Origin of the sequence: Neorhizobium alkalisoli, assembly GCF_002968635.1 — a bacterium.
Lineage (GTDB): Bacteria > Pseudomonadota > Alphaproteobacteria > Rhizobiales > Rhizobiaceae > Neorhizobium > Neorhizobium alkalisoli.
Window position 1 is genome coordinate 75,824 of sequence record NZ_PVBN01000003.1, and the last position, 23,118, is coordinate 98,941.

Annotated in this window: 19 protein-coding genes; 4 read left to right on the plus strand and 15 right to left on the minus strand. The window is 57.8% G+C overall.

Annotation, left to right across the window (positions count from 1 at the left end; all coding sequences use genetic code 11):
• Positions 1-39: 39 nt before the first annotated feature.
• From kduI to C5L13_RS07835, 8 genes are all read right to left on the minus strand, one after another.
• Positions 40-888 carry a 5-dehydro-4-deoxy-D-glucuronate isomerase gene (gene kduI / locus C5L13_RS07800; RefSeq protein ID WP_105382720.1) on the minus strand — a complete coding sequence of 283 codons (849 nt, stop codon included), beginning with the start codon at positions 886-888 and terminating at the stop codon, positions 40-42.
• A gap of 82 nt (positions 889-970) precedes the next feature.
• Positions 971-2,824, minus strand: a complete 1,854-nt coding sequence (locus tag C5L13_RS07805) for a DUF2264 domain-containing protein (protein WP_105382721.1) — start codon at positions 2,822-2,824, stop codon at positions 971-973.
• Between the two features lie 77 nt (positions 2,825-2,901).
• Positions 2,902-4,182 carry an ABC transporter substrate-binding protein gene (locus tag C5L13_RS07810; RefSeq protein ID WP_105382722.1) on the minus strand — a complete coding sequence of 427 codons (1,281 nt, stop codon included), beginning with the start codon at positions 4,180-4,182 and terminating at the stop codon, positions 2,902-2,904.
• On the minus strand, positions 4,169-4,948 hold the full coding sequence (locus C5L13_RS07815) for a YesL family protein (RefSeq protein WP_105382723.1): 780 nt from the start codon (positions 4,946-4,948) through the stop codon (positions 4,169-4,171). The genes C5L13_RS07810 and C5L13_RS07815 overlap by 14 nt, the downstream gene beginning before the upstream one ends.
• 20 nt (positions 4,949-4,968) lie before the next feature.
• Positions 4,969-6,078 (minus strand): ABC transporter ATP-binding protein, encoded by a 1,110-nt coding sequence (locus C5L13_RS07820; RefSeq protein ID WP_105382724.1) that lies wholly within the window; start codon positions 6,076-6,078, stop codon positions 4,969-4,971.
• A gap of 9 nt (positions 6,079-6,087) precedes the next feature.
• Positions 6,088-7,260, minus strand: coding sequence for a glycoside hydrolase family 88 protein (locus tag C5L13_RS07825; RefSeq protein WP_105382725.1), 1,173 nt, complete (start codon positions 7,258-7,260; stop codon positions 6,088-6,090).
• A gap of 4 nt (positions 7,261-7,264) precedes the next feature.
• Complete coding sequence (locus C5L13_RS07830) at positions 7,265-8,101, minus strand: carbohydrate ABC transporter permease (RefSeq protein ID WP_105382726.1); 837 nt, start codon at positions 8,099-8,101, stop codon at positions 7,265-7,267.
• A 4-nt stretch (positions 8,102-8,105) separates the two neighbouring features.
• A complete protein-coding gene (locus tag C5L13_RS07835) occupies positions 8,106-9,056 on the minus strand; it encodes a carbohydrate ABC transporter permease (protein ID WP_105382727.1) in 951 nt (316 codons plus the stop codon).
• A gap of 234 nt (positions 9,057-9,290) precedes the next feature.
• Between C5L13_RS07835 and C5L13_RS07840 the strand changes: the two genes are divergently transcribed.
• Positions 9,291-11,075 (plus strand): heparinase II/III domain-containing protein, encoded by a 1,785-nt coding sequence (locus tag C5L13_RS07840; RefSeq protein WP_105382728.1) that lies wholly within the window; start codon positions 9,291-9,293, stop codon positions 11,073-11,075.
• 11 nt (positions 11,076-11,086) lie between these two features.
• A complete protein-coding gene (locus C5L13_RS07845) occupies positions 11,087-11,908 on the plus strand; it encodes a discoidin domain-containing protein (protein WP_105382729.1) in 822 nt (273 codons plus the stop codon).
• Between the two features lie 19 nt (positions 11,909-11,927).
• Here C5L13_RS07845 and C5L13_RS07850 read toward each other — a convergent pair whose 3' ends face one another.
• The 3 genes from C5L13_RS07850 to C5L13_RS07860 form a co-directional block, all read right to left on the minus strand.
• The gene (locus C5L13_RS07850; RefSeq protein ID WP_105383113.1) at positions 11,928-12,662 is read right to left on the minus strand and encodes a FadR/GntR family transcriptional regulator; all 735 of its coding nucleotides are present in this window, start codon (positions 12,660-12,662) and stop codon (positions 11,928-11,930) included.
• 140 nt (positions 12,663-12,802) lie between these two features.
• Entirely contained in the window at positions 12,803-14,125 is a 1,323-nt protein-coding gene (locus tag C5L13_RS07855) for an MFS transporter (RefSeq protein ID WP_280952609.1), read from the minus strand.
• A 163-nt stretch (positions 14,126-14,288) separates the two neighbouring features.
• Entirely contained in the window at positions 14,289-16,286 is a 1,998-nt protein-coding gene (locus C5L13_RS07860; protein WP_105382731.1) for a putative bifunctional diguanylate cyclase/phosphodiesterase, read from the minus strand.
• Positions 16,287-16,603: 317 nt separating this feature from the next.
• Here C5L13_RS07860 and C5L13_RS07865 point away from each other — a divergent pair, with 317 nt between their 5' ends.
• Together C5L13_RS07865 and C5L13_RS07870 are read left to right on the plus strand one after the other, a co-directional pair.
• Complete coding sequence (locus C5L13_RS07865) at positions 16,604-17,647, plus strand: methyltransferase domain-containing protein (RefSeq protein ID WP_105382732.1); 1,044 nt, start codon at positions 16,604-16,606, stop codon at positions 17,645-17,647.
• Positions 17,648-17,987: 340 nt separating this feature from the next.
• Positions 17,988-18,902, plus strand: coding sequence for a DMT family transporter (locus C5L13_RS07870; protein ID WP_245571173.1), 915 nt, complete (start codon positions 17,988-17,990; stop codon positions 18,900-18,902).
• Positions 18,903-18,955: 53 nt separating this feature from the next.
• On the opposite strand, the gene C5L13_RS07875 is transcribed toward C5L13_RS07870, so the two are convergent.
• The 4 genes from C5L13_RS07875 to C5L13_RS07890 are packed head-to-tail and all read right to left on the minus strand — an operon-like array spanning position 18,956 to position 23,001.
• Positions 18,956-19,963: a TRAP transporter substrate-binding protein gene (locus tag C5L13_RS07875; RefSeq protein WP_105382733.1), complete on the minus strand. Its 1,008-nt coding sequence runs from the start codon at positions 19,961-19,963 to the stop codon at positions 18,956-18,958.
• Between the two features lie 48 nt (positions 19,964-20,011).
• The gene (locus C5L13_RS07880) at positions 20,012-21,289 is read right to left on the minus strand and encodes a TRAP transporter large permease (RefSeq protein WP_105382734.1); all 1,278 of its coding nucleotides are present in this window, start codon (positions 21,287-21,289) and stop codon (positions 20,012-20,014) included.
• A complete protein-coding gene (locus C5L13_RS07885; protein ID WP_105382735.1) occupies positions 21,289-21,822 on the minus strand; it encodes a TRAP transporter small permease in 534 nt (177 codons plus the stop codon). The genes C5L13_RS07880 and C5L13_RS07885 overlap by 1 nt, the downstream gene beginning before the upstream one ends.
• Before the next feature lie 18 nt (positions 21,823-21,840).
• Positions 21,841-23,001: a fumarylacetoacetate hydrolase family protein gene (locus C5L13_RS07890; RefSeq protein ID WP_105382736.1), complete on the minus strand. Its 1,161-nt coding sequence runs from the start codon at positions 22,999-23,001 to the stop codon at positions 21,841-21,843.
• Between the last annotated feature and the right edge of the window lie 117 nt (positions 23,002-23,118).

The window sequence follows — 23,118 nt, forward strand, 5'->3', positions numbered from 1 at the left end:
CGTTCTTCAAAGCCTGAATTTGCCGATTGAGGGTGGAACCTATTTCAGGCTCTTCATGTCTACCATATCCATGTCCGTGAAAGACTGGTTGTCACCGGCCATGCTCCAGATGAAGGCATAGGCCGAGGTGCCGGAGCCGCAATGGATCGACCAGGGCGGCGAGAGTACCGCCTGTTCGCTGCGGACGATGAGATGGCCGGTGGCTTCCGGCCGCCCCATCAGATGCACGACGAAGGCGTTTTCCGGCAGGTCGAAATAGAGATAGGCTTCCATGCGCCGGTCATGAAGGTGCGCCGGCATTGTGTTCCACACGCTTCCGGTTTCCAGTCGCGTAAGCCCCATCAGAAGCTGGCACGTCGGCAATACCTTTGGATGGATATACTGGTAGAGCTTGCGCTTGTTGGACGTGGCGTTGTCACCGAGATTGTTTTCGATCGCGTCGCTCTTGGAGACGATGCGGGAAGGGAACTGGGAATGGGCAGGGGCACTGTTGATGTAGAATTTGGCGGGTGCCGTCGCGTCGACGCTTTCAAAAGCGATTTCGCGCGTTCCCTGGCCGAGGTAAAGCCCATCCATCGGCTGCAGTTCATAGGTAGTGCCGTCGGCGACGACGCGCCCCGCACCACCGATATTGATCAGCCCTAGTTCGCGACGCTCCAAGAGGTATTCCGACCCGACAATTTTTGCCAGGTCGTCACCTACGACCAGAGGGACGTTCGTCGGCATCGCACCAGCCACCAACATGCGGTCATAGTGGGTGTAAGCGGCCTCGAGCGCTCCCTCCGAAAAAAGGCTTTCGATCAGAAAGTTCTCCCTGAGTTCCGCGCCGATCATGCGTTCAGATTGTGAGTAGTGGATGGCATGGCGCGTTTGGATGGTCGTGGTCATGTTCTTCCTTTCGTGTCGCAAGCAGATTGTTGTGCGCCGAAATCTCCTGTGTCGGACATCTCTTTGGGATCGGGGCGAACGTCTATTGCTCGAGTTTGAACGCGGGTACGGGTGAACCTTCTGATCGGAAAAGCTGTTCCAGATCTCCGAGATCGGGGCATGCCGGCGGAGTGTCCAATACCGTTGTTGCGTAAGCATCGAGAGGTAATGCCATCACCGCGGCGGCCAGCACTGTCGTACCGGCAGTAACCTCGCCCTGCAACTGCGGCAGCAGCGTTTTGGCGTGAATGAGGTTGGTATTTGCAATTGGCGTCATTGCCCAGCCAGCGCGTTTCGGCCCGGGCGAGAGGTCGATGATGGCGCTGATGTCGCTCTGGCCATTCCAAACGGCGCGACCGTCCGACTGCTCGAGCCGATCGCGATTGAAGTCGGCCCGCTCGATCGCGAAGCCGCCCTCGATGGTGCGCAAGGGACGCGGGGTCACGATCCGGTGGATGCGAATATGCCATGGATTTGCGGGAAGAAGCCAGGTTTCCACCGTGACATCGGGCCAGGGTCGCCAGCGGGAATAAAGCCGATCCTCCGCGATCAGCGCCTCATCCAGGGTTTCACGCATTCGGAAGTGGACGCCGTCGTCGGAGAGGCCGAGCATTCCGTCAAAGCTTGCGGCAGAAAAGTTCCGGTCATCGGCCTCGATATTGAAGGCGTATCGCGTGGAATAGACGAACTTCGAGTATTTCTCATTTGCACCGCGCATCTTGTCGTGCTGTTGCCCTGACGACAAAACCACCACGTTACCGGGTGTGTGCATGGCCACCATACCGGGTTGGGCGAGCCGAACAGGCTCCGGAAACTCCGGCATGGGCGCTTCTTCCGCAACCCAAAACGGATGATTTTCGGGTAGGGCCAAAGGCAGAAAGAACTTCAGAGCCCAGTAAGGAGAACCGGCCGAATTGTAGCTTTCGCTCATGAGCAGGTTGGGATAGCCGTAGCCGATTGAAAGAACCCCGTCGCGGTCGGCGATCGGCAGCTTCGACCACCACCGGATATGGCGCATGTAGTAGCCCTTGATCTCGGACCACGGCAGGGCTTCAATATCGGCGAATGCCAGAGCGCCCCAAAAGCCGCCGGCTGCAAACCGGTAAGTCTGGCTGCGACCGAAGGCGAGCGCGGCGCCGTCCGGCCCAAACCAGTGGCGGATATCTCCGGCGAAAGTCCGGACGCGCGTCCTGAAGCGTTCCTTTCGCGCGTCGTCGCCTTTCGCCAGCACGGCGTAGATCAGGCCATAGAAATGCATGGCGAAGGGAATGTAGTGATCGACCCGCCGAACCGGCCCGTCGCGATACCAGCCTCGCCCGATATCAAACGCTTCGAGCTCATCAAGATAGATCTGGGTTTTTGAACGATCGAAATCGATTCCGACCCGCTCAAGCCCAAGATCGATCAGCACGCGGAAGAACTTCCAGTTGTTATCGACGAATTCGAGGTCACGGGCACGAAGGAGATAGGCCGCCACGGTTTGCTGTGCGGTCTCGCTCAACGGGTCCCAGATGTGTTCGGGTGCCAGCGCCAGGGCGAAGCCGATGGCAGCCAGTTCCACCAGTCTCTGATTGCGGTCGGCGAGATCCCCCCAATATTCGGGATGGCCGGGATCCGTTCCGTTTGCGAGACCGCGCCGATAGAGATCCCAGTGTGGAAAATCACCACCTCCGGCGACCAAAGGTACTATGCCCCAAAGAGGTCGGGCAAAGCCCTCGAGATCGGCTGCCGCCCGGTCGAATATCGCGGCTGCTGCATTGAGGCGCACGCGTGCACCGCCCTCGGAAAAGTAGGGCAAGAGCGGCTTGAACAGGTCGATGACCGCCTCTGAAACGTCGCCGCGGGACTTTAAGGGGTTGCCAAATAGCGGATTGGATTGGGAGGGATTGTAAACCAAAATCAAAATCCAGAAAAGTTCAGGAAAAAATGGCCGCGGGCGAGGATCTGCCCGCGACCAAGCGACGACGGCAAAGCTTATTTGATAGCCTTCACGCCGTCCGTCATTTCCTTCAGGCCGTCTTCGATCGAGATATTGTCGGTCATGATGGAGTCATGGGCGCGATTGAGCACCACCTCGATCTTGGCCGCATTGGGGTTCACCGCCATTTCGAGGAACGACTTCCCGGCCTTGAGCGCCGCTTTGCTTGCTTCGTCTTGCGGGAATCCGGAAAGCGCGGCGATTTTTGCCCCCACGTCGTCGGTGCGCTGCGCCGGAATGGTGCCGGTGTCGGCCACGATCTTCGCACCGTCCGGTCCGCTCGCGAACTTGATGAAGTCGAGCGCGGCCTGCTTATGGTCGGAGTTTGCATTGACGGCGAGACCGGCAATCTGGGCCGCAGTCGTGCCGGCAGCAACGCCGTCCGGATGCGGGAACTTGACGATACCCCAGTTCTTGCTCTTCGACTCGCCTGATTTCACCTTGGCGATCTGGGTTCCAATGAACCAGGTCCCCATCGGCAGCATGCCGATCGTGCCGTTGAAGAACAAAGCCGAGTAGTGGGTGTTCGATGTCTTCAGCGAGGCATAGGAGGGGATGGCGCCTTCCTTCTGGAGAGCAAGCGCCCGTTCATACCATGGCTTCAGGAAGGCATATTCGCCATCCACCAACGTATGCTTGCCGTCCAGAATACCGGGAAGTTGAACCGTCGAACGCCAGGTATGCAGGAGCGCGCCATAGGTCTTGTTGACACCCATGCCGCCGGCGAGCTTGGTGGCGATCTGGTCGAATTGGGCCCAGGTCATGTCGTTGGTCGGATAGGTGACGCCGGCTTTGTCGAAGATATCCTTGTTGTAGTAGACCACCCAGAAATCAGATCGGAAGGGCAACGCATAGATCTTGCCGTCGATCGTCAGCTCCTCGATCAGCCCACCGAACGGTGCGGGATCGACCTTCTGTTCTTTCATGAAGCCGCTGAGATCGCTGATCGAACCAGCCCGCACGAGGTTGGCATAACCGGGCACGTCCTTGACCGTGACGATGTCGATATCCTTCGAACCGCCGGTCAGCTGCGTGGAAATCATTTGCTGATAGTCTTGCGAGCCGAGGTCGACCGGCTCGAACTTTACGTTCGGATGTTTTGCCTGATAGGCCTCGATCAGGGGTTTGTAGTAGGCGACCTTGTCCCAGTCCCATAGCGCCCATTTGAGGGTTACCGCGTCGCCCGATTGGGCAAATGCCGATCCGGCGGTCGTTGCAGCCAGGGCCATGCCTGCCAGAGCGACCCTTATCGATCTCCCGAAGTTATCCAAATACATTCCGTTTCTCCTTCCCTGAAGTGTTTCTGGATTTCATGTGTCGTCTAGCGTCATGCGCACGCGGTTCGTTTCGCTCTTGATTTGCGATTGGCAGCGTTAGAACCGTTACCGCTGCCCGATGAACGCCGAAGGCAATGGCGAACATTCCGAGCGAAAAATTGAGGGTCGCCGGCATGAAGACCGAGACCGGATAAAAGACGATATGCGCAAGCCAGAGCGCGGCCACAAAGGTGAGCGAGACAAGCGCGGGAAGCGGACGGATCACGGTTGCAAGCGCCGCAAGGCGCATGAGCGTCAAAGGCGGCAGATCACGCATGACCATAAGCACGACGATGTGACATGCGAGCGCTGCAAGCAAAGCCGTAACGACGAAGCTGATGGCCAGCGGTGCGGCCATTACCAGGGTTTCCTTCGCCGCTGCGGCATAGGTGACGGTCGCATAAACTCCGACGCCGAGGGCCACGGTGAAAACAACACCCCATAGCGTGGCGCGCCAGAAGTATCGGAGGAAGGCTTCAGTGAAGTCCCGTAGAAGATAGGTGTTGCGGTCCTCGACGAAGGCGACGCAGATCCGCGCCATGGCGGCGAGTGCGGCGGGGAGGGTCACCACGAACATCGCCGCGAGGACGAACAGGATGTTAAGCTTGACCATCTCCCACCATTCGCGTGCGAAGATTTCTGCGAACAAGGCAAGCCCGGTCTTCTTCGGCACATCCTTGGGGATGCCCCGGCCTTCCTTGATCCACATATCCCGCAACCACTGCATGGTCGTCTCCCGCAGGCGCCTCAGTACAAGATCGAGCGCTCCGTTTCCTTGTCGAAGAGTTGCACATTGGTCATGTCTGCAAGCAGCGCGACTTCGTCACCGATTTTCGCCTTGAAGCGGGGCGAAACCCGCGCGATGAGATTTCGACCGCCTGTCGTCATGTTCAAATGAACCTCCGATCCCATCGGCTCGGCGAGATCAACGACAGCCTTGAAGGCTGCCAGATTTTCCGCCGGGATATCGGCCAGCGGCAATTCGTGAAAGTTTTCCGGGCGAATGCCAAGCACCAGTTCCTGCCCTTCGTAAGGCGCGATGCGGGCCTTGTCGAAATGGGCGGGCAACGGCAATTCGCGGCCGTCGAAGATTGCGACAAAGGTCTCCCCTCGGCGCTGGACGACACATGGCAGCATGTTCATCTGCGGCGCTCCGATGAAGCCGGCGACGAACATGTTGACTGGCCGGTCATAGAGGTTTTGTGGCGTATCGACCTGTTGGATATGCCCGTCCTTCATGACCACGATCCGATCCGCCATGGTCATGGCCTCGATCTGGTCATGGGTGACATAGATGAAGGTTGCATCCAGTCGCTTGTGTAGCTTGGTGATCTCTGCGCGCATCGTACCGCGCAGTTTCGCGTCGAGGTTGGAGAGCGGTTCGTCCAAAAGGAATACTTCCGGATTGCGCACCATGGCGCGGCCGAGGGCCACGCGCTGGCGCTGTCCGCCGGAAAGCGCCTTCGGTTTGCGGTTGAGAAGGTGCGTGATATCGAGGATCTTCGCTGCCTCCTGCACCTTGGTATCGATGATTTCTCGGGAAGCCTTCCGCAGCTGCAGGCCGAAAGCCATGTTTTTATAGACCGTCATATGCGGATAAAGCGCATAGTTCTGGAAGACCATGGCGATGTCACGGTCCTTGGAAGGAACGTCGTTCATCAGGTCGGTGCCGATCTTCAGTTCACCTCCTGAAATCTCCTCGAGGCCGGCAATCATCCGCAGCGTCGTCGATTTGCCGCAACCCGACGGGCCGACGAGGATGATGAATTCCTTGTCTGCAATCTCGAGGTCGATGTCGTGGACGACGGTAAGTGCGCCGTAGGTCTTGTTCAGTTTCTTGAGTGAAATGCTGGCCATCAGGTCCTCTCACCAATAGGAAGACCAGTTGCGCGAAAGGCGCATCAGGGCTTCCATGTAATAGTAATCGCCCCAGGAGACGCACTCGTCGACGCCTTCACCGCGGCAGGTGTTGAAGGGCGATTTCTTGGAATAGGTGCCATGCAGAACCAGGCCGTTCGAAATGGCTGGATCCCTGACGGCATAGCCGTCCGCCAGGCTCTTGATCATCCGGCGGGCGAGTTCGCGGTAACGTGCGGCGTCCTCGGTCGGGACGAGATCGGCCATCTCGAGCAGACCGCAAGCGACGATCGACGCGGACGAGCTGTCACGAGGCTCGCCGTCCTTATCCGAGAAGGTCAGATCCCAATAGGGCACCATGTCGGCCGGCAAGCGATTCAGATAGAAGGCAAGAAGGCGCTCGAAGGCTCCGCGATATTCGGCAAGCGGTTCGTAGCGGTAGGAAAACGCCATGCCGGCTATGCCCCAGGCTTGACCTCGCGCCCAGGCGCTCTCGTCGCTGTAGCCCTGTTTGGTGACGCCGCGCACAGGTGCACCGGTCGCCGGATCCATGTAGAACGTGTGATAGGTCGAGTCGTCGGAACGGACGGAATTGGCAAGCGTCGTGCGCGCATGCACCAGCGCCACCTCGCGATATTTCGGATTGCCTGACTGCGCACTTGCCCAATAAAGGAGCGGCAGGTTGAGCAGGCAGTCGATGATATATCGGTATTCTTCCGCGACGCCCTTGCGGCCCCAGGCTTGAATGAATTGGCCGATCGGCTGAAAGCGCTCGATCAACTGATCCGCGGCGAGCAGGGCGGCCTTGCGACCGTCCTCGTCACCCACCAGCTTCCAGGCGGCGACGCAGGATGGGGAATAGAGAAATCCCATGTCGTGATGATCGGTCTCTATGCGGTTCACGATCCGGTGCAGGAAGCTCTGGACCTGGATTTGTGCGGCGTGTTGGAAGACCTTGTCGCCTGTATGCTCGAAGGCAAGCCAGATTTCTCCGGGCCAGAAACCGGCGGTCCACTGATCGTTGGCAACCGCCGGATAGATATTGGCGACGCTCGAGTGGTTCTGTGAGGCATAGGTGAATTTAGGCAGATTTCGCCTGACCTGTTCCACGGCAACATCGAGGGCGTTTTTTACTTCGATATCGGTGATCGGCCGCGGCCCGAGGGATAAGTTAGTATTCATGAGCTTAGCCCTTGATACCCGACGAGGCGACGCCCTCGACGAAGAAGCGTTGCAGAGACAGGAAAACGATGAGGACGGGGATGAGCGCGACGACGGAGGCAGCCATGATCAACCCGTATTCGGCCGAATACTGGGCGATAAACATTCGCAGGCCGATCTGGATGGTCTTCAGCTCGGTCTTGGTCAGATAGATCATCGGCCCCAGGAAGTCGTTCCAGGTGGTGACGAAGGTGAAGATAGTGAGCGTCGAGAGCGCCGGTTTCGAGAGGGGCAGCATGATGCGCGCCCAGATCTGGTATTCGTTCATGCCGTCGATCCGCGCCGCTTCGCACAACTCGGTCGGGATCGACATGTAGAATTGCCGCATCAGAAAGACGCCGAAGGCGGTAAAGGCCTGCAGGCAGATCAGCGCGAGATGGGTGTTGTTGAGCCCGAACTCCCGCATGAGCAGGAACTGCGGCACCATGTAGACCTGCCAAGGCATGGCGATGGTGGCGATATAGCCGAGAAAGAGCGTGTTCTTGTAAGGAAAGTCGAGCTTGGCGAAGGCGTAGGCAGCAAAGCTGGACGTGAGGAGCTGAAGAAGCGTGACGATGATCGTCAGCTTGGACGTATTGTAGATGAAGAGCGCCAGCGGAATCTTCGTCCAGATGTCCACATAGTTCTGCCATTGCGGCTCGGAAGGGATCCATTCGACAGGGAAGACGAACACGTCGCGGCTCAGCTTCAACGAGGCTGACAGCATCCACGCGAAAGGCATGAGCATGACCGCCGTGATAATAATGGCGGTGGCATAAACCGCGACGGTCTTTACCGCTATTCTGCGTCCGGCAATCCCCATGATGTCAATCCTCCCTCTGGCGCCGGAACTGGATGACGGTAACGGCGAGCACCAGAAAGAACAGCACCAGGGCGATCATGCTGGAGTAGCCGAGATCCCAGGAGATGAAGGCCTCGTTGTATATGTGATAGACGAGCACGAGCGTCGATGTGCCGGGGCCGCCTTGGGTGATCATGTAAACCTGATCGAAGACCTTGAACGACTGGATCGTCAGCATGACCGTCACAAAGAACGTCGTCGGCGCAAGCTGCGGCACCGTGACATAGATGAATTTCTGCCAGGAGTTCGCGCCATCGAGATCTGCCGCCTCGTAGAGTTCGGAATTGATGCCCTGCAGGCCGGCGAGATAGATGACCATGTAGTAGCCCATGCTCTTCCAGATGCCGAAGAGAATGACGGTTACCATGGCCCAATGACGGTCAGCCGCCCAACCGGGCATATCCTTTGGGTCGAGGCCCAAGGTATAGAGGATCATGTTGACCGGCCCCATTTCGGGGTTGAAGATCATGTTCCAGACAACCGCGACAGCCACCAGCGAGGCGACGTACGGAAAGAACATCGCCGTGCGAAAGAAATCCCGGCCAAAAATCTTCTGGTTGAGCAAGATCGCCAGGCCGAGCGCGCAGACGAGCGTGGCTGGTACCGACACCACCGTATAGATGATTGTGTTCCAGAAGGCGGCGATGAACGCCTTGTCCTCGAAAAGCCGCCAGAAGTTGTCGAGGCCGGCGAAGGTTATCGCGTTGGAGCCGTCCCAGTGCATGAAGGCCAGCGCGAAGGCAAAGAGGATCGGGCCGAGCGTAAAGACGGCAAAGCCGATGAAATTCGGCGCAATGAACGAATAGGCGACAAGAGCATTCTGCAGCTTGCGCCGCCGCCTGGACAAGACCTTGATCCTGTTTCGAGGAATTGCCGGTGCTCGGCCCGCCGCGGACGCCGTATTTGAAATTGACACCGAACCTTCTCCTCCAGGCGATCGCCCGCAGCGCAAAGCCGCAAGAGCTCAATTTTCCCTCATGAAAAACGGGCGCCTTGGCGCGCTCGCTCCTGCCTCCTGATCCACCACATAGCATATCTTCCACATTGGTCAAACAAGTTATGAATAAATCATACGAATTTTGTGGATCGAGCGAAATACGTATGATAGGTGAGAGCGCGGGCGGATCTGAAGGAGTTGCGGAGGAGGCACATGTTCAGCAAGATGGCAGCAAGGCTGCCGGACTTCCTGCTTGATTTTTCGCCGGGCGCCCAGTGGGGAGATCGCGCCATCTGGGCCGCCGTGCCAGCTCCCATCCGCGACGCGGTCCTTCTCGACGCGGAGGAAACGCTTCAGCAGGTCTGGCCGCTTATTCGGGCTTCCGACTACCGTGAATATGTCGAAACCGGCAACCGCTCACGCTTCGAGGACCTCTATTTCACCCGACGGAGGATGTTGAACAATCTGGTGCTGGGAGAGCTGCTCGAAGGCAAGGGGCGGTTCCTTGGTGCAATTGTCGATGGGATCTTCCTGATTGCGGAAGAAAGCGGCTGGCAGCTGCCAGCACACAATTCCTATGAGAGAGGCGGCCCCCGGTCCCTGCTCCCCGACGTATCGAAACCCGTCATCGATCTTTTCGCCGCGGAAACCTCTGCGCTACTGGCAACCGTGGTTGCCTTGCTGAGGGACGGATTGGACTCGGTCAGTCCGCAGATCGTCTCCCGCATCGAGCGCGAAGTCGAAAGCCGCATCTTTGAACCCTATCTCAACAGGCATTTCTGGTGGATGGGGCGCGGCACCGAAAGGATGAACAACTGGACGGCATGGATAACTCAAAACGTCCTGCTGTCCGTCTTTTGCCTTCGCACCGACCAGATGTTGCGCCGGAATGTGGTGGAGAAGGCGCTTGGCAGTCTGGATGCCTTCCTGAAGGATTATGCCGAGGACGGCGCCTGTGAGGAAGGCGTCGTCTATTATCGGCATGCCGCACTGTGTCTGCACGGGGCGATGACTATTCTCGATTCCGCAGCGCCGGGCGTGTTCACCTCGCTCTGGGACGAGCCGAAAATCCGCAACATGGCGGAATACATTTTGAATATGCACGTCGCAGATCGCTACTATTTCAATTTCGCGGATTCCTCTGCGGTGGTCGATCCTTGCAGCGTACGAGAATATCTGTTCGGCAAAGCCGTCGGGTCGGAAGCGCTGGCGTCCTTTGCTGCTGCCGACAGAGCGGCGGCCGCAAATCAGCATCTGCCGCAGGAATGGAACCTCTGGTACCGGGTGCAGGAGCTACTCATTAGCTCGACGATTCCGGGCAATATTCATCAGCCAGAAGACATCGTCTATCCGGGCATCGGGCTATTCATTGCGAGGGACGAGCGCTTTGCTCTTGCTGTGAAGGGTGGCCACAACGGCGAAAGCCACAATCACAACGATGTCGGAAGCGTGACCCTTTACAAGGACGGGCGGCCGTTTCTGATCGATGTCGGCGTCGAGACCTATACGGCCAAGACCTTTTCTCCGCAGCGCTACGAGATTTGGACGATGCAATCTGCATTTCATAACCTGCCGACGTTTGATGGCGTCATGCAGTCGGATGGGGAAGAGTTTGCGGCGCGATATATGGCAACTGAATTCAACCCGGCCGAAGCACGCATATCGCTTGAGATTGCCGGAGCCTATCGGGACGAGGCGCAGGTGCGCAGTTATCAACGCACCGTTTCTCTCTTGCGAGGCCGGCATGTCGAAATCGTCGACGTCTATGATGGGGATGTCCCGGCTGTTCTGTCGCTGATGACATGCGTCGAGCCACAGGTATCAGCCGGCGCGATCGATCTGCCGTCACTTGGCCGGATCGAGGTCGAAGGTGCCGGGAAAATGGAAGTTGAACCCATTGAGATAAGAGATGCGCGGCTGGGGATCTCATGGCCCTCCAGGATCTACCGCCTGCTTGTTCCCCTCGCGGAGAAACGCCTGACCCTACGGATCGTCTGAGGAGGACGAGAATGGAACTGACGTTGAAAATCGTTAGCCTCGACGGGACGGTCTTGGCATCCTCGACAGGGGAGCAAGAGGTGTTTCTGGTCTATCGCAAAAGCTACCTGGACGGCGACCGGATCATTGTCGAAGCGTCTGAATCGGGACATGTCGTATTGGCGCTCGACGATGCAATCGGAAGCACCGCAGTTTATCTCTTGGGCTCTGCGTTTGCTCTCAATATTCCCTTCGGCGCCAAGCGGGCATCCTATTCCCCCAGGGCTTTCCAAGGTGACATCCATCGGCTTTACGTTCGCAAGGCCCGACAGGACGAAATCGCGCCGCGGCGGAATCTTGCGCTAAATCCGTTCGACGATCATGCCAACACCACACTGTTTCCGCATGCGCAGGCCAATGCCGAGACACGAGGAGAGGCGGCATTTGCCGCGCGAAATGCAATCGATGGGGAGAAAGCCAACGACGGACATGGCTTCTGGCCTTATACGAGTTGGGGCATAAATCGGAATCCGCACGCGGCACTGACGGTGGAATTCGGACGACCGGTACGGATCGACGAGGTCGTACTCTATCTGAGAGCGGACTTTCCGCACGACTCCTGGTGGGAGAGGGCGAGTATCACTTTCTCCGACGGAGAAACGCGTTATTTTCACCTGGAAAAATCGGGTGCGGCTCAATCCCTCCGGATAGAGCAGCGGACCGTCGACTGGATCAGGCTGCACACCCTGATGAAAGCTGATGACCCGTCGCCGTTCCCGGCCCTCACGCAGATAGAGGTCTGGGGGCAGGAGGCCGCCTACCTGCAATCCAGCCTGCGCGCGAAATTCGGTTAGCTCCGTTTTCGACGTTGATCTAGCCGGCTGTAGTTCGTAAGGCCTTCAACAGGTCCCGATATCTGAGCTGACTTCCTCGCAAATGGTCGCGCATGGCGTTTCGAGCAGCCTCTTCATTCCTGTCGGAGATCGCCACGATGATCGCCTCATGCTCCTTGTGAATCAGCCGCCTATAGGCCGTTTGTTCACCGGAGCGAGATTCTGCAACCACTTTCGACTGGGGAATGACCGCGGAGCCATGCGATTCCAGAAACTGACGGAACAGCGGGTTGTTTGTGGCATCGGCGATGGCGAAGTGAAGGGCGAGGTCTGCCTCGCGGATCGATCTGTCATTCTCGATGCAGTCAAGGATGACGCGGTGGCACGCGAAGATCGTCTCTTCTTGTGCCGGCGAGCGACGCATGGCGGCCAACCCTGCGGCCTCGATTTCGAGGGGAGTTCGGATCTCCAGCACCTCAAGATCGGAGGAGACGCGTGCCTTGTCGATCTTTCGATTGGCTCCGCCGAGGCCGCCGTCGGCGGACAATACGAATATTCCCGCTCCCTGGCGTACCTCGACAAGACCATCGGAGCGCAGGACGGCCACCGCTTCGCGAATGACGGTTCGACTGACCCCGTGGGCCTCAGTCAATTCGATTTCGCTCGGCAGCTTGTCACCTGGGCCGTATTGCCCGCTCAGAATCGCTTGGCGAAGGGTTTCGCCGACCTGTGAGACCAGCGATCCAGGGCCCCTGTTGCGATCCTTTACTTGTATTGCCACGCTTTGATCCTTCGCATTGGGCGCCGGGGGCCAATCGGTGAGTCACGCTGTGACTTGAGATTCATCACACATGTATGACAAATACCCTCTATATTCAACGGAAGAGTGCAGTTGCCTGCCGGCAGAACGATTCATCACCTTGTCGCGGCGCGCCGATCGAAGATGAATGCCAGCGCGGCACTACCGCATAAAGCGGCGCCAAGGGCGATCACAAGGTGGTAATCCGAAATGGTGTTGGTTCCGCCACCAGCGGAGAGAAGGCCAAGCAAGCCGCCCGCGAGAGCGAAAGAAAGTGCAGACGCGACCGGCCGTGAGACTGCGGCGATAGCAGTTGCATGACCGGCTTGTTCGGGTGCCGTATCCGCGACGGTAAGCACGGCATGACCCGTGAAATAGACCGAGCGGACGAGGCCGTTCAGGAAAAGCAGTACCACGATCAAAAGGGCAGGCGTGGCGGGCAGAAGCGTTGCCTTGAAGGCGATGCCCACCCCGGAAAGCAAAGCCGAAAAGATCATGACCCGCCGAAAGCCCAATCGTCTGAACAAGGGTGCCACGATGAATTTTGCAGCCAGCGCGCCGATCGCGCCGGAGAAGACAAGAAGGCCCGCTTCAAACGCGTTCATTCCGAACCCCAGCTGCAGCATGAGTGCCGTCAGGTAGGGAAGGGCCGCACAACCCATCAGCATCAAGCTTGTGCCGATGGTGGTTGCCCGGAAAGTCGGCTCGCGGAATACGGACATATCGAGCACCGCATCGACCGCTCTTCGGGAGTGAAGAAGATATCCAAGCCCCGTTAGTCCTCCCACGGTAATGGTAGCGAGCGTGAGCCATGTTGGAAGGATCGGCATGCTGATCAAGGAGGCGCCGAACACAAGGCTTGACAGGCTGATCGCGAGAAGTACGAAACCCTTGAAATCGAGGCTGCGTGTCGGCAGGCGGGCAGGCTCCCGCATGAAGCGCGAGATCAGGACGATTCCCGCCACTGCGAGAGGAAGATTGACCAGGAAAATCCACTGCCAGGCAACGAAGGTCGTGAGGAAGCCTCCAAGCGGTGGACCGAGCATGGGCGCGATGGTCGGCGGGATCGTCAACCACGATGTCGCCCGAACAAGGTCTTCGCTGGGCGTCACCCTGAAAAGGGCCAGCCTTGCAACCGGTGCCATGAAAGCCGCGCCGATCCCCTCGATAAACCGGGCAAGGACGAAGGTGAGAAGAGACTGCGATATCGCGCAGCCGATCGAGCCAAGGATAAACAGTGCCATTGAAGCCCGCAGCACTGTCCGGCATCCCAATCTGTCAGCCAGCCATGCGCTCATCGGCACGAAGATCGCCATTGCGACATAGTAGGCGGTAAATGAGAGCTTCAGAGCGGCCGCAGTGCTGCCGATATCTGCCGCGATCGCCGGAAGCGCGGTCGATACGACGGTAGCATCCATGCTTTCCATGAACAGAGCCACCGAAAGGATGAGCGGCGTGCGAGACAATCGGGAGACCAGCTTTCATGCGATGGTTCCTTTTGGCTTGTCAGCCATGTCTCGTCAAGTCGAATGACGATTTACAGATTGATATGACGAATATCGCGTGACGACACTAATGCGCTCTATATCTGCCTGCCGCAGCTTACTGGCGTGACATACGTGCGCGGCGCGCCTTCGGCACCACGTCTTTGATAGCGGTCAGCTGGTCAATGGGCGCCGGGCGACCGACATGGAAGCCTTGGACATGGTCGATGCGAAACTCCCGCATCAAAGCAAGTTGCTCTTCCGTTTCTACGCCTTCGACAAGGATTTTCGGGCCGCGGTTGCGAATGAGGCCGATAATATCCTGAAGCATAGCCTTGCCCCGCGGCGAGGCGCTGTCGTGCAGGAAGGAGCGGTCGATCTTGACCGTGTCGAAATCGATAAGCCGCAACCACGACAGTCCGGCAAAGCCCGTCCCGAAGTCATCCAGCCAAATATTGATTCCCAATGTTTTCAAGTCGCTGATGCATCGCAAGACATCGGAATGCATTTCCATTTCGAGGCCTTCGGTAATCTCGAACGCGAGCCTGCCTCCACTCACCCCCGTCTCGTAGAGGATTGCAGCGACGCTTGCCGCAAAGCCGGGGGTTTTGAGCTGGATTGGCGAAACGTTGACGCTTGCGATCTGGACGTGGTTCGGGGCCAGGAGATCGCGGCAGACGGTTCGAATGAGCCAGCGACCGAGTTCGATGATGATGCCGGTCCGTTCTGCAATAGGGATGAACAGGCTTGGCGGGACCATATCGCCGTCAAGCGTCTTCAGCCGCATGAGGGCTTCTACCGCGTCGCGCTCGCCAGACCTAAGGTCCACAATCGGCTGATAGACGAGCGATACGAGGTTTTGATCGGTAGCGATCTTGAGCAAGGCCGCAATGTTCTCGGTTTCGTCGCTGTTGTTCGGGTCATCGGGATCAAACATGCGGACGCAATTGCGGCCACTGGCCTTGGCGCTGTAGAGCGCTCTATCGGCTTCATGGATGATTTTTTCCAGTTTTGCTCCGGTCTGATCCCGGGTAAAGGCCGCGCCTACACTGACGGTAACGATCGATGTGCCGTCGCGACGTTCCCTATGGGGGAGGCCCAGGTCTTCGACGGTCATGCGGATTTTTTCGGCCAGTTCGGTGAGCTGCTCCTTCCGGTCGATCGGCGCAAGCACAATGAATTCCTCGCCGCCATAGCGGCCGATTGATCCGCCGAATGGTGCTATTGCCTCCTTGATCGCGGTGGCGACCTGGATCAGACAACGGTCGCCTTCCTGATGCCCGTAGCCGTCGTTATATTTTTTGAAGAAGTCGACATCGGCGAGGATCGCGGTAAATCCGCGGCCTTTTGCTTGCCATTCATTCCAATACTGCCTCAGCCTGTGATCGACGGCCCGACGGTTTTCCAGTCCGGTCAGGTAGTCGGTATTGGACATGCGCAGCAGCGCTTCTCCTCGGTCGGTCGCTTCTTTCTGCTGTATCTTCGCTTCGAGCGCGTTCAAGAAAACGTGATACCGCTCGAGGTTCAACTTCCAGTTCACGTAGGACGTGAAGACGAAGCACGAGAGGTAGAAGGTGCCGAAAGCAAGCGCATAGATATCGGTCGGCCAGAAGGTTGATAGGGTAAGGAAGAAAGTCGCCAAGACCGCACTGGACGCTGCGACCGACAGTCCGAAACGGAAGCTGAAGAACAGATTCGCGCCCATCATGAAAATGGCGCCGAAGATCATGTAGTAGGACAAGCTGTCCGTATAGGCGGTCCGCACAGCGGGGATCGCCCATATGGCATATCCCATGACGAGCGCCAGAGCGCTTGTTCGGTCGAGCCATTTGATGCCGAGTTCCAGGCGGAACTGGGCTTCAAGCAGCACAAGAGCAACGCCTCCGACCAGCAGCCGTGCCGTGATTGTTTGAATGGCGACGTCCGGGATGAGCAATATGTCGGTGGCCGAGAAGAGCACGTAGATGATGACCGCGATCCACAGGCCGTGTCTCGTGGCGATCCGTCGCTCTGCCTCAGCGTCGCTCTCGTAAAGTCTGCGAAGCTCGTGCACCGACGGCCTCTGCAACTTCTTTTGCAGATCGATTTCGACCGCATCGGCAAACGTGTGCTTCATGCACTGTTCCATCCGCTCGTATTTCCGTTTCACGAGGGGGCTGGCCGCCTCGCCTGCCCCAGGCTCTTTTGGCTCGTGCGGTCGCTGATCCCTTCTTGGATCAAAGAAACGACGAGACGTGGTTTCAACCACCAAAATGAGGGGGTGCTGTTAAATCTTGTTAAATTTAACCCGAAATCCCCGCCGTTAATCTTATTTCGTAAATGTGATAGTTAACCAGAAGTTTCCAGCTATGATAAAAATCATCGGGACGGTCAGAACGCGACAATGCGCAACGCCCGACCAGTAGAGTCCTTTTGTAACTGGAGTATTTTCGCGTGACGCAAATGAAGATCGAATTTGACGGTCATAGTCTTATCACCCCCGCAGCGATCGCAAACGAACTCGTGGCACCCAAGAGCGAACAGTTCGAGGAGCAATTGGCTGTTGCAAAAGGTGAAATGGCGCTGATGCTGGAACTGGCCCGCCAACAGTTCGAACGGGGCGACGATCCCGTCAAGATTGCGGACAAAGTAACTATCTCGCTTCATGAAAGCCGGCACAAACTGGATCCGCGCGTCTGGCAGGAACTGGTGCCCTTCGTCCAGAACCATTCCATTTCTTCATTTTTTCTGCAGGATCCTCTGACGCGCTGGTCTTACGACAAACCGCGCGGTTATTCCGGGGACGCAAGGCTGCTGGATTTCATTTATCGGCACGAAAGCGTCGCTGAAGACGTCGCAAAGGCATCGAAGCTCGGTCAGGCGTTGTTTGAGTATACCAGCACGGCACCGTCATCGCTGGCCAACTGGGATCGCCGTGACATTCTGGCACGTCATGTCGATGAAGTGGCCGATGCAAAGGGACCTGAAACGGAGGTGTTGAGCGTCGCCGCAGGTCATCTACGCGAATGCGAACATTCGGTAGCCCTGCGCGAGAAGCGGCTGAAGCGCTGGGTCGCGCTGGATCAGGATCCTTTGAGCGTCGGGACGATCGCAAGGGACTATCAGGGAACGGCGGTCGAGGCGATCGACGGTTCGGTACGCCAGATACTGACCGGCCGCCTGCGGCCGGGTCAGTTCGATCTTGTCTATGCTTCCGGCCTTTATGACTATCTGGTCGACAAGGTCGCCATCAAGCTGACCCAGCGTTGCCTGGAAATGTTGAAGCCAAATGGCGTCTTCCTTTTTGCCAACTACTCCTATCCGATCCAGGTAGACGGTTATCTCGAGACCTTCATGAACTGGGCTCTGCTTCTGCGTTCGGAAGCGGACATGTGGAAAATCATCCACGCCAGCACCGAGGGGCAGGATTTCGAGGCGAGCGTATTCTTCGGCAAGAATCGCAACATCGTTTACGGTGTCCTGAAGAAGCGTTCCTGAGCCGAAGGCTCGGAGTTGGCCTGCCTAGCCCATCATATGCGGCGGGCGGGAAGGTTATAGGCAAAAAGATCACCCCGGCGGAGGCACATGCTTCCGCCGGGGTGATGATATTGCAACGGATGTGTTGCTCGTAAAGCCCGTCGTCATCCTTCAAGTCAAAAGACGCTTTATGTAACGTCTGTCTTCCTTTACCAACCAAGCTCTTGCCAGCCTGTTTGCGGAAGACCTATGCAGATCACCAGATTTGAAACCCTACTCGTCCTGCGGGTTATCGGGTGTGATCCCTTGGGTTCGATCCCCTGGCGCAGGAAAAATTTCAAACATCCAAGGTGCATCTGAAATGAACGCTTCATCCGCGATGGCGCTCAAAACCGCCAGTCTGGCCGGTCCTCTCGTCATGCTGCTCGGCATGCTGATGTTTGCCTTGAACGATGCAATGGGAAAATGGCTGGTCGCGAACTACGGTCTTGGTCAGGTCATCCTGATCCGCAGCCTGGCGGCACTTCTTATTCTCGTGCTCATGGTCTGGAAGGCAGGCCTCGGCAATCTTCTGGCGGTCGAGCGGCCGGGCATGCAGTTCGCCCGCGTCTTCTTTTCCACGGCAGAGGTTTTTTGCTTCTACTACGCGGTGATGTATCTGCCGCTGGCCGACGTGATGACTTATTGGCTGGCCGCTCCGATCTATGTTGCAGCCGCTTCGCCTTTCCTGCTTGGCGAGAAGGTCGGCTGGCGACGCTGGACAGCGATCGCGGTCGGCTTCGTCGGTGTCATCATCACTCTGGAACCTTCGAGCGCCATGTTCACCATGCCGGCGGTCATCTCGATCATCGGCAGCGGCGCGTTTGCCTTCATGTTGATTTCCGGCCGTTTCCTGCGCGGCACCCCGGACAGCGCGTTGGTCTTTTTTCAGGTCACAGGCGCCGGTCTTGCCGGCCTTGTCGCCGCGCCGCTCGACTGGTCGCCGATTGCATCGAGCACGGACCTCGTCCTGCTTGGGCTGCTCGGTATCGTCGCTATGGCCGCCCATATGCTGGTCAACCGGGCCCTCAAGATTTCCGATGCGGCCACGGTGGCGCCGCTGCAATATACTTTGCTGCTTTGGGCGGTAATCTTCGGCTGGATGTTCTTCGGCGACGTGCCGCGTTTCGGGATGTTGATTGGCGCCGGTTTGATCGTCGCGTCCGGCCTTTTCATCTTTATCCGGGAACAGGCGCTCAAGAAGCGCGAGAAGGTACTCCCATCTATACCGGAATGAAAAAAGCCTGCGGCGTGAACCGCAGGCTTTCGATCTGCTAAGAAGCGCTTGGCTTACTTTCCGCGGATTGTCTTCAGTTCGGTGAGGATGCTGTCGACAACGTCGGCGCCGATGGTTGGCTTGTGCTTTTCATAAACGGCCATCGACTTTTCGCGGATGCGCTGCTGCTCTTCCGGAGAGAGAGTGTTGACTGCAAGACCCGCAGCCTTGATCTTTTCCAGGGATTTCTTGTTGAGATCCTGGATGACCTTGCGCTCTTCGTCACGGCCGGCGACGGCGCAATCACGCAGAGCCTTCTGCTCGTCCGGCGTATAGGTGTTGAAGATCGCCTTGGAGAAGAGGAACAGGAATGGCGTGTATGCGTGGTTCGTCTCCGTGACGTATTTCTGGACTTCGAAGAACTTCGAGGTGTCGATCGTCACATAGGGGTTTTCCTGTGCGTCGATGGCCTTGGTTTCGAGTGCCGAGAACACTTCGCCGAAAGCCATGGGCGTAGCGTTGGCGCCAAGGTTCTGGAAGGTATCGAGGAAGACGTTGTTCTGCATGACGCGAACCTTCATGCCCGACAGGTCTTCCCACTTGTTGACCGGACGGACGGAGTTCGAGAGGTTGCGGAAGCCATTTTCCCAGTAGGCGAGGTTGACGAGGCCAGCCCCATCGAGCTTCTGGTTCATCATATCGCCGAATTTGCCGTCGAGCACCTCGTAGGCTTCGTCGGCATTGGCAAACAGGAACGGCAGGTCGAATACGCCAAGTGCCGGGATGATGCCGACGAGCGGAGACGACGATGTGACGACGGCTTCCTGAACGCCGGAGCGCAGGGCCTGGGTCGCCTGAAGGTCGCCGCCGAGTGCGCCGCCCCAGAATGCGGTGAGCTTGAGCTTGCCGCCCGACTTTTCGTCGAGGCATGCCTGCATCGTCTTGATGCCGTTGCCGACCGGATGGTCTGCGTTGATGCCGTTCGAGACGCGGATATTGCGCGAATTGAATTCAGCGAAAGCAGGCGCCGCGGCCGAAAGACCGAAGGCAATCGCGGTTGTCGCAAGAAGCAGTTTTCTCATTTTGTCCTCCCATTGGACGGTTGATTGAACAGTTTGAATTTAAGTCGGTCAGCGCAGCCAGCGGGCCGGTACGATGACGAGATCCGGGAAAAGCACTAGGATAAAGAGCACGATTGTCTGAGCGACCAGGAATGGCCACACCCCAGCCGTGACCTTTCCGAGCGGAATACGGGCGACGCCGCTGACGACGTTCAACACCACGCCGACCGGTGGGGTAATAAGCCCGATGCAATTGTTCATGATGAACAGTACGCCGAAATAGACCGGGTCAATGCCCGCCTGCTTGATGATCGGCATCAGCACAGGCGTGAGGATCAGAATCGTCGGCGTCAGATCGAGCGCAGTGCCGACGATCAGAACCAGGATCATGATGGCGAACATCAGAAGCGTTGGGCGATCGATGAGCGGCTCGATGTAACCGGTGATCTCGGCTGGAATGTTTGCCGCAGTGATCAGCCAAGCCGATACGAGCGCGGCGCAGACCAGGAACATGATGACGGATGTCGTTTTGGCGGCCTGCAGGATGACTCGCGGCAGATCGCGTGGCTTGAGTTCCCGGTAGACCACCATGCCGACAAACAGCGCATAGGCAGCCGCGATGACCGCCGCTTCGGTCGGCGTCACAACGCCTGCCTTGATGCCGCCGAGGATGATGACGGGCATGCCGAGCGCCCAGGCAGCGCGGCCGGTCGCCCGCACACGCTCGCGTAGGGACGCTTTGGGAAGCGCCTGCACGTTATCCTTGCGAACCACGATCAGCCAGGTGACGATCAGCGAAAGCCCCATCAGGATTCCGGGCACGATCCCGGCCATGAAGAGCTGTGTGATCGAAACGTTTGCCGCGACGCCGAAGACGATGAAGGCCATGGATGGCGGGATCACCGGCGCAATAATGCCACCCGCAGCGATAAGGCCGCCGGAACGGGGAACGTTGTAGCCGGCTTTGGCCATCATCGGAATGAGAATGGCGGCAAGCGCTGCCGTATCGGCGGCAGCCGAACCTGAAATACTCGCCATGATGAGCGCAGCGACGATCGCCACGATGCCAAGGCCACCACGGATATGCCCGACGCAAGCGATCGCGAAGTCGATGATGCGGCGCGACAGGCCGCCGGAATTCATCAGTTCGCCGGCCAGAATGAAGAAGGGAATCGCCAGAAGCGTAAATGTATCAGCACCGGCGATCATGTTCTGGGCAATGATCTGGGTATTGAACATCCCCATGTACCACATGAGGATGACGCCGCAGAACATCAGCGAGAAAGCGACGGGGACGCCGATTGCCATGGCACCGAGGAGCGATCCTACGAAGACGATAAGGGTCATCAGGTACGCTCCGCCATCTGCTCAAGTGTCAGGTTTTCACCAGCGAAGGCTGAGAGTTCGTCTTCGGTCACGCGACCCGTCAACAAGCGGACAAGACGTTCAAGCGCGATGATCGTGCACCCGGCGCCGGTGAAGAAGCCGATGCCATAGACCCATGCCATGGAAAGGCCGGTAACCGGCGCGACCATGCTGGCATTTATGGGGAGTTGGTTCCACGTCCCCCAGAAGAAGATCGCCGAACACAGAATAATGATGATGTTGCTGACCATCATGCAGATGATCCGCCCTGTGCGACCGAACAAGGCCACCAAGGTCTCGACGCCCAGATGTCCGTATTCCCGGAAGGTAACGACAGCGCCGATAAAGGTCAGCCAGACGAAGAAATAGCGGGACATTTCCTCCGAGACATTCAGCCCCGAATTGAACCCATACCGAAGCACCACGTTTGCGAACACCATCAGCGCCATACCGGCGAGTAGGATGATCAGCAGAAATTCCAGAAATTTGTAAAAAAGATCGATAGCCTTTTGCATCGCTTCCCCCCTTTTCGCTTAGATAAGACCTCGGCCTGCGAGGTTTCTCATCAGCGCCGTCAGCCCGAACGTCCATTCCGGGCAGTTGTTGCTATGCTCAACCCAATTGACCAAGTGCCCGAGCCTCGGCGACGATATCTCCACCCGGTCACCAATCTCATGCGTAAATCCGAGGCCCGCGCCTCGTCGGTCCTTGACCGGCGCAAACATCGTCCCAAGGAAGAAGAGAACGCCATCCGGATATTGATGATTGCGGTTGAGCAATTGCGACACGAGATTTTCCGGAGTCCGGCTGATCGCTTTCATCGCACTGACGCCGGTCATTACAAATCCGTCCGGGCCTTCGACGGAGAGCGATATCTCCGCCGATTTGACGTCTTCGAGAGTGAAACTGTCGTCAAACAGGCGGATGAACGGCCCAATTGCGGATGAGGCGTTGTTATCCTTCGCCTTGCTGAGGAGCAGTGCGGAGCGCCCTTCGAAGTCGCGAAGGTTGACGTCGTTGCCAAGTGTTGCGCCAATGATCTTGCCCTTGGACGTCACCGCGAGCACCACTTCCGGCTCGGGATTGTTCCAGTCGGACTTGGGATGAATGCCGATCAGTGCGCCACATCCGACAGAGGACATCGGCTGTGCCTTGGTAAAGATTTCGGCATCGGGACCAATTCCCACTTCCAGATACTGCGACCAGAGGCCCATATCCTGCAGCAGGGATTTGACCTCCGCCGCCTTTTCTGAACCCGCAGCAAGGCCGCGCAAGTTGTCGCCCAATACCGGAGCGAGACTGCCGCGAATGTCTTGAGCGCGCTGAGGGTCGCCTTTGGCCTGTTCTTCTATGACGCGTTCCAGCATGCTGTCGGCGAATGTGACGCCTGCCGCTTTGATAGCCTGCAGGTCCGCCGGAGCGAGCAATTCGCCTGCGGTTCCGTCCAGGAATGAGGCAAGCGGCCCAAGGTCGGCAAAACGGCTCGTATCGCGAAGAGAACCCGCAAGATCGTCGATCTCAAGAAGGCCCGATATGGTCGGCGCAAGAATGGACAGATCCAACAAATGTCCGGATGCCAGCAGTACAGGGCATGGACCGCCCAATTTCTGCGACCAGACTCGTCCGATCAGCAGCGCTGAAGAGGCGTCATGCGGCAAGATTGTTTCCGGAACAAGCGTCCGCTCAGCACCCATCGGGGATCCTCCTCAAACTCATTAAACCCAAGCCTCCACTTGGTTGACCTATTGTCAGGATGTCTGACAACAGAGGCCCATCGCTTTTAGTGCGACTCCACCACCATGTCCAGCCAG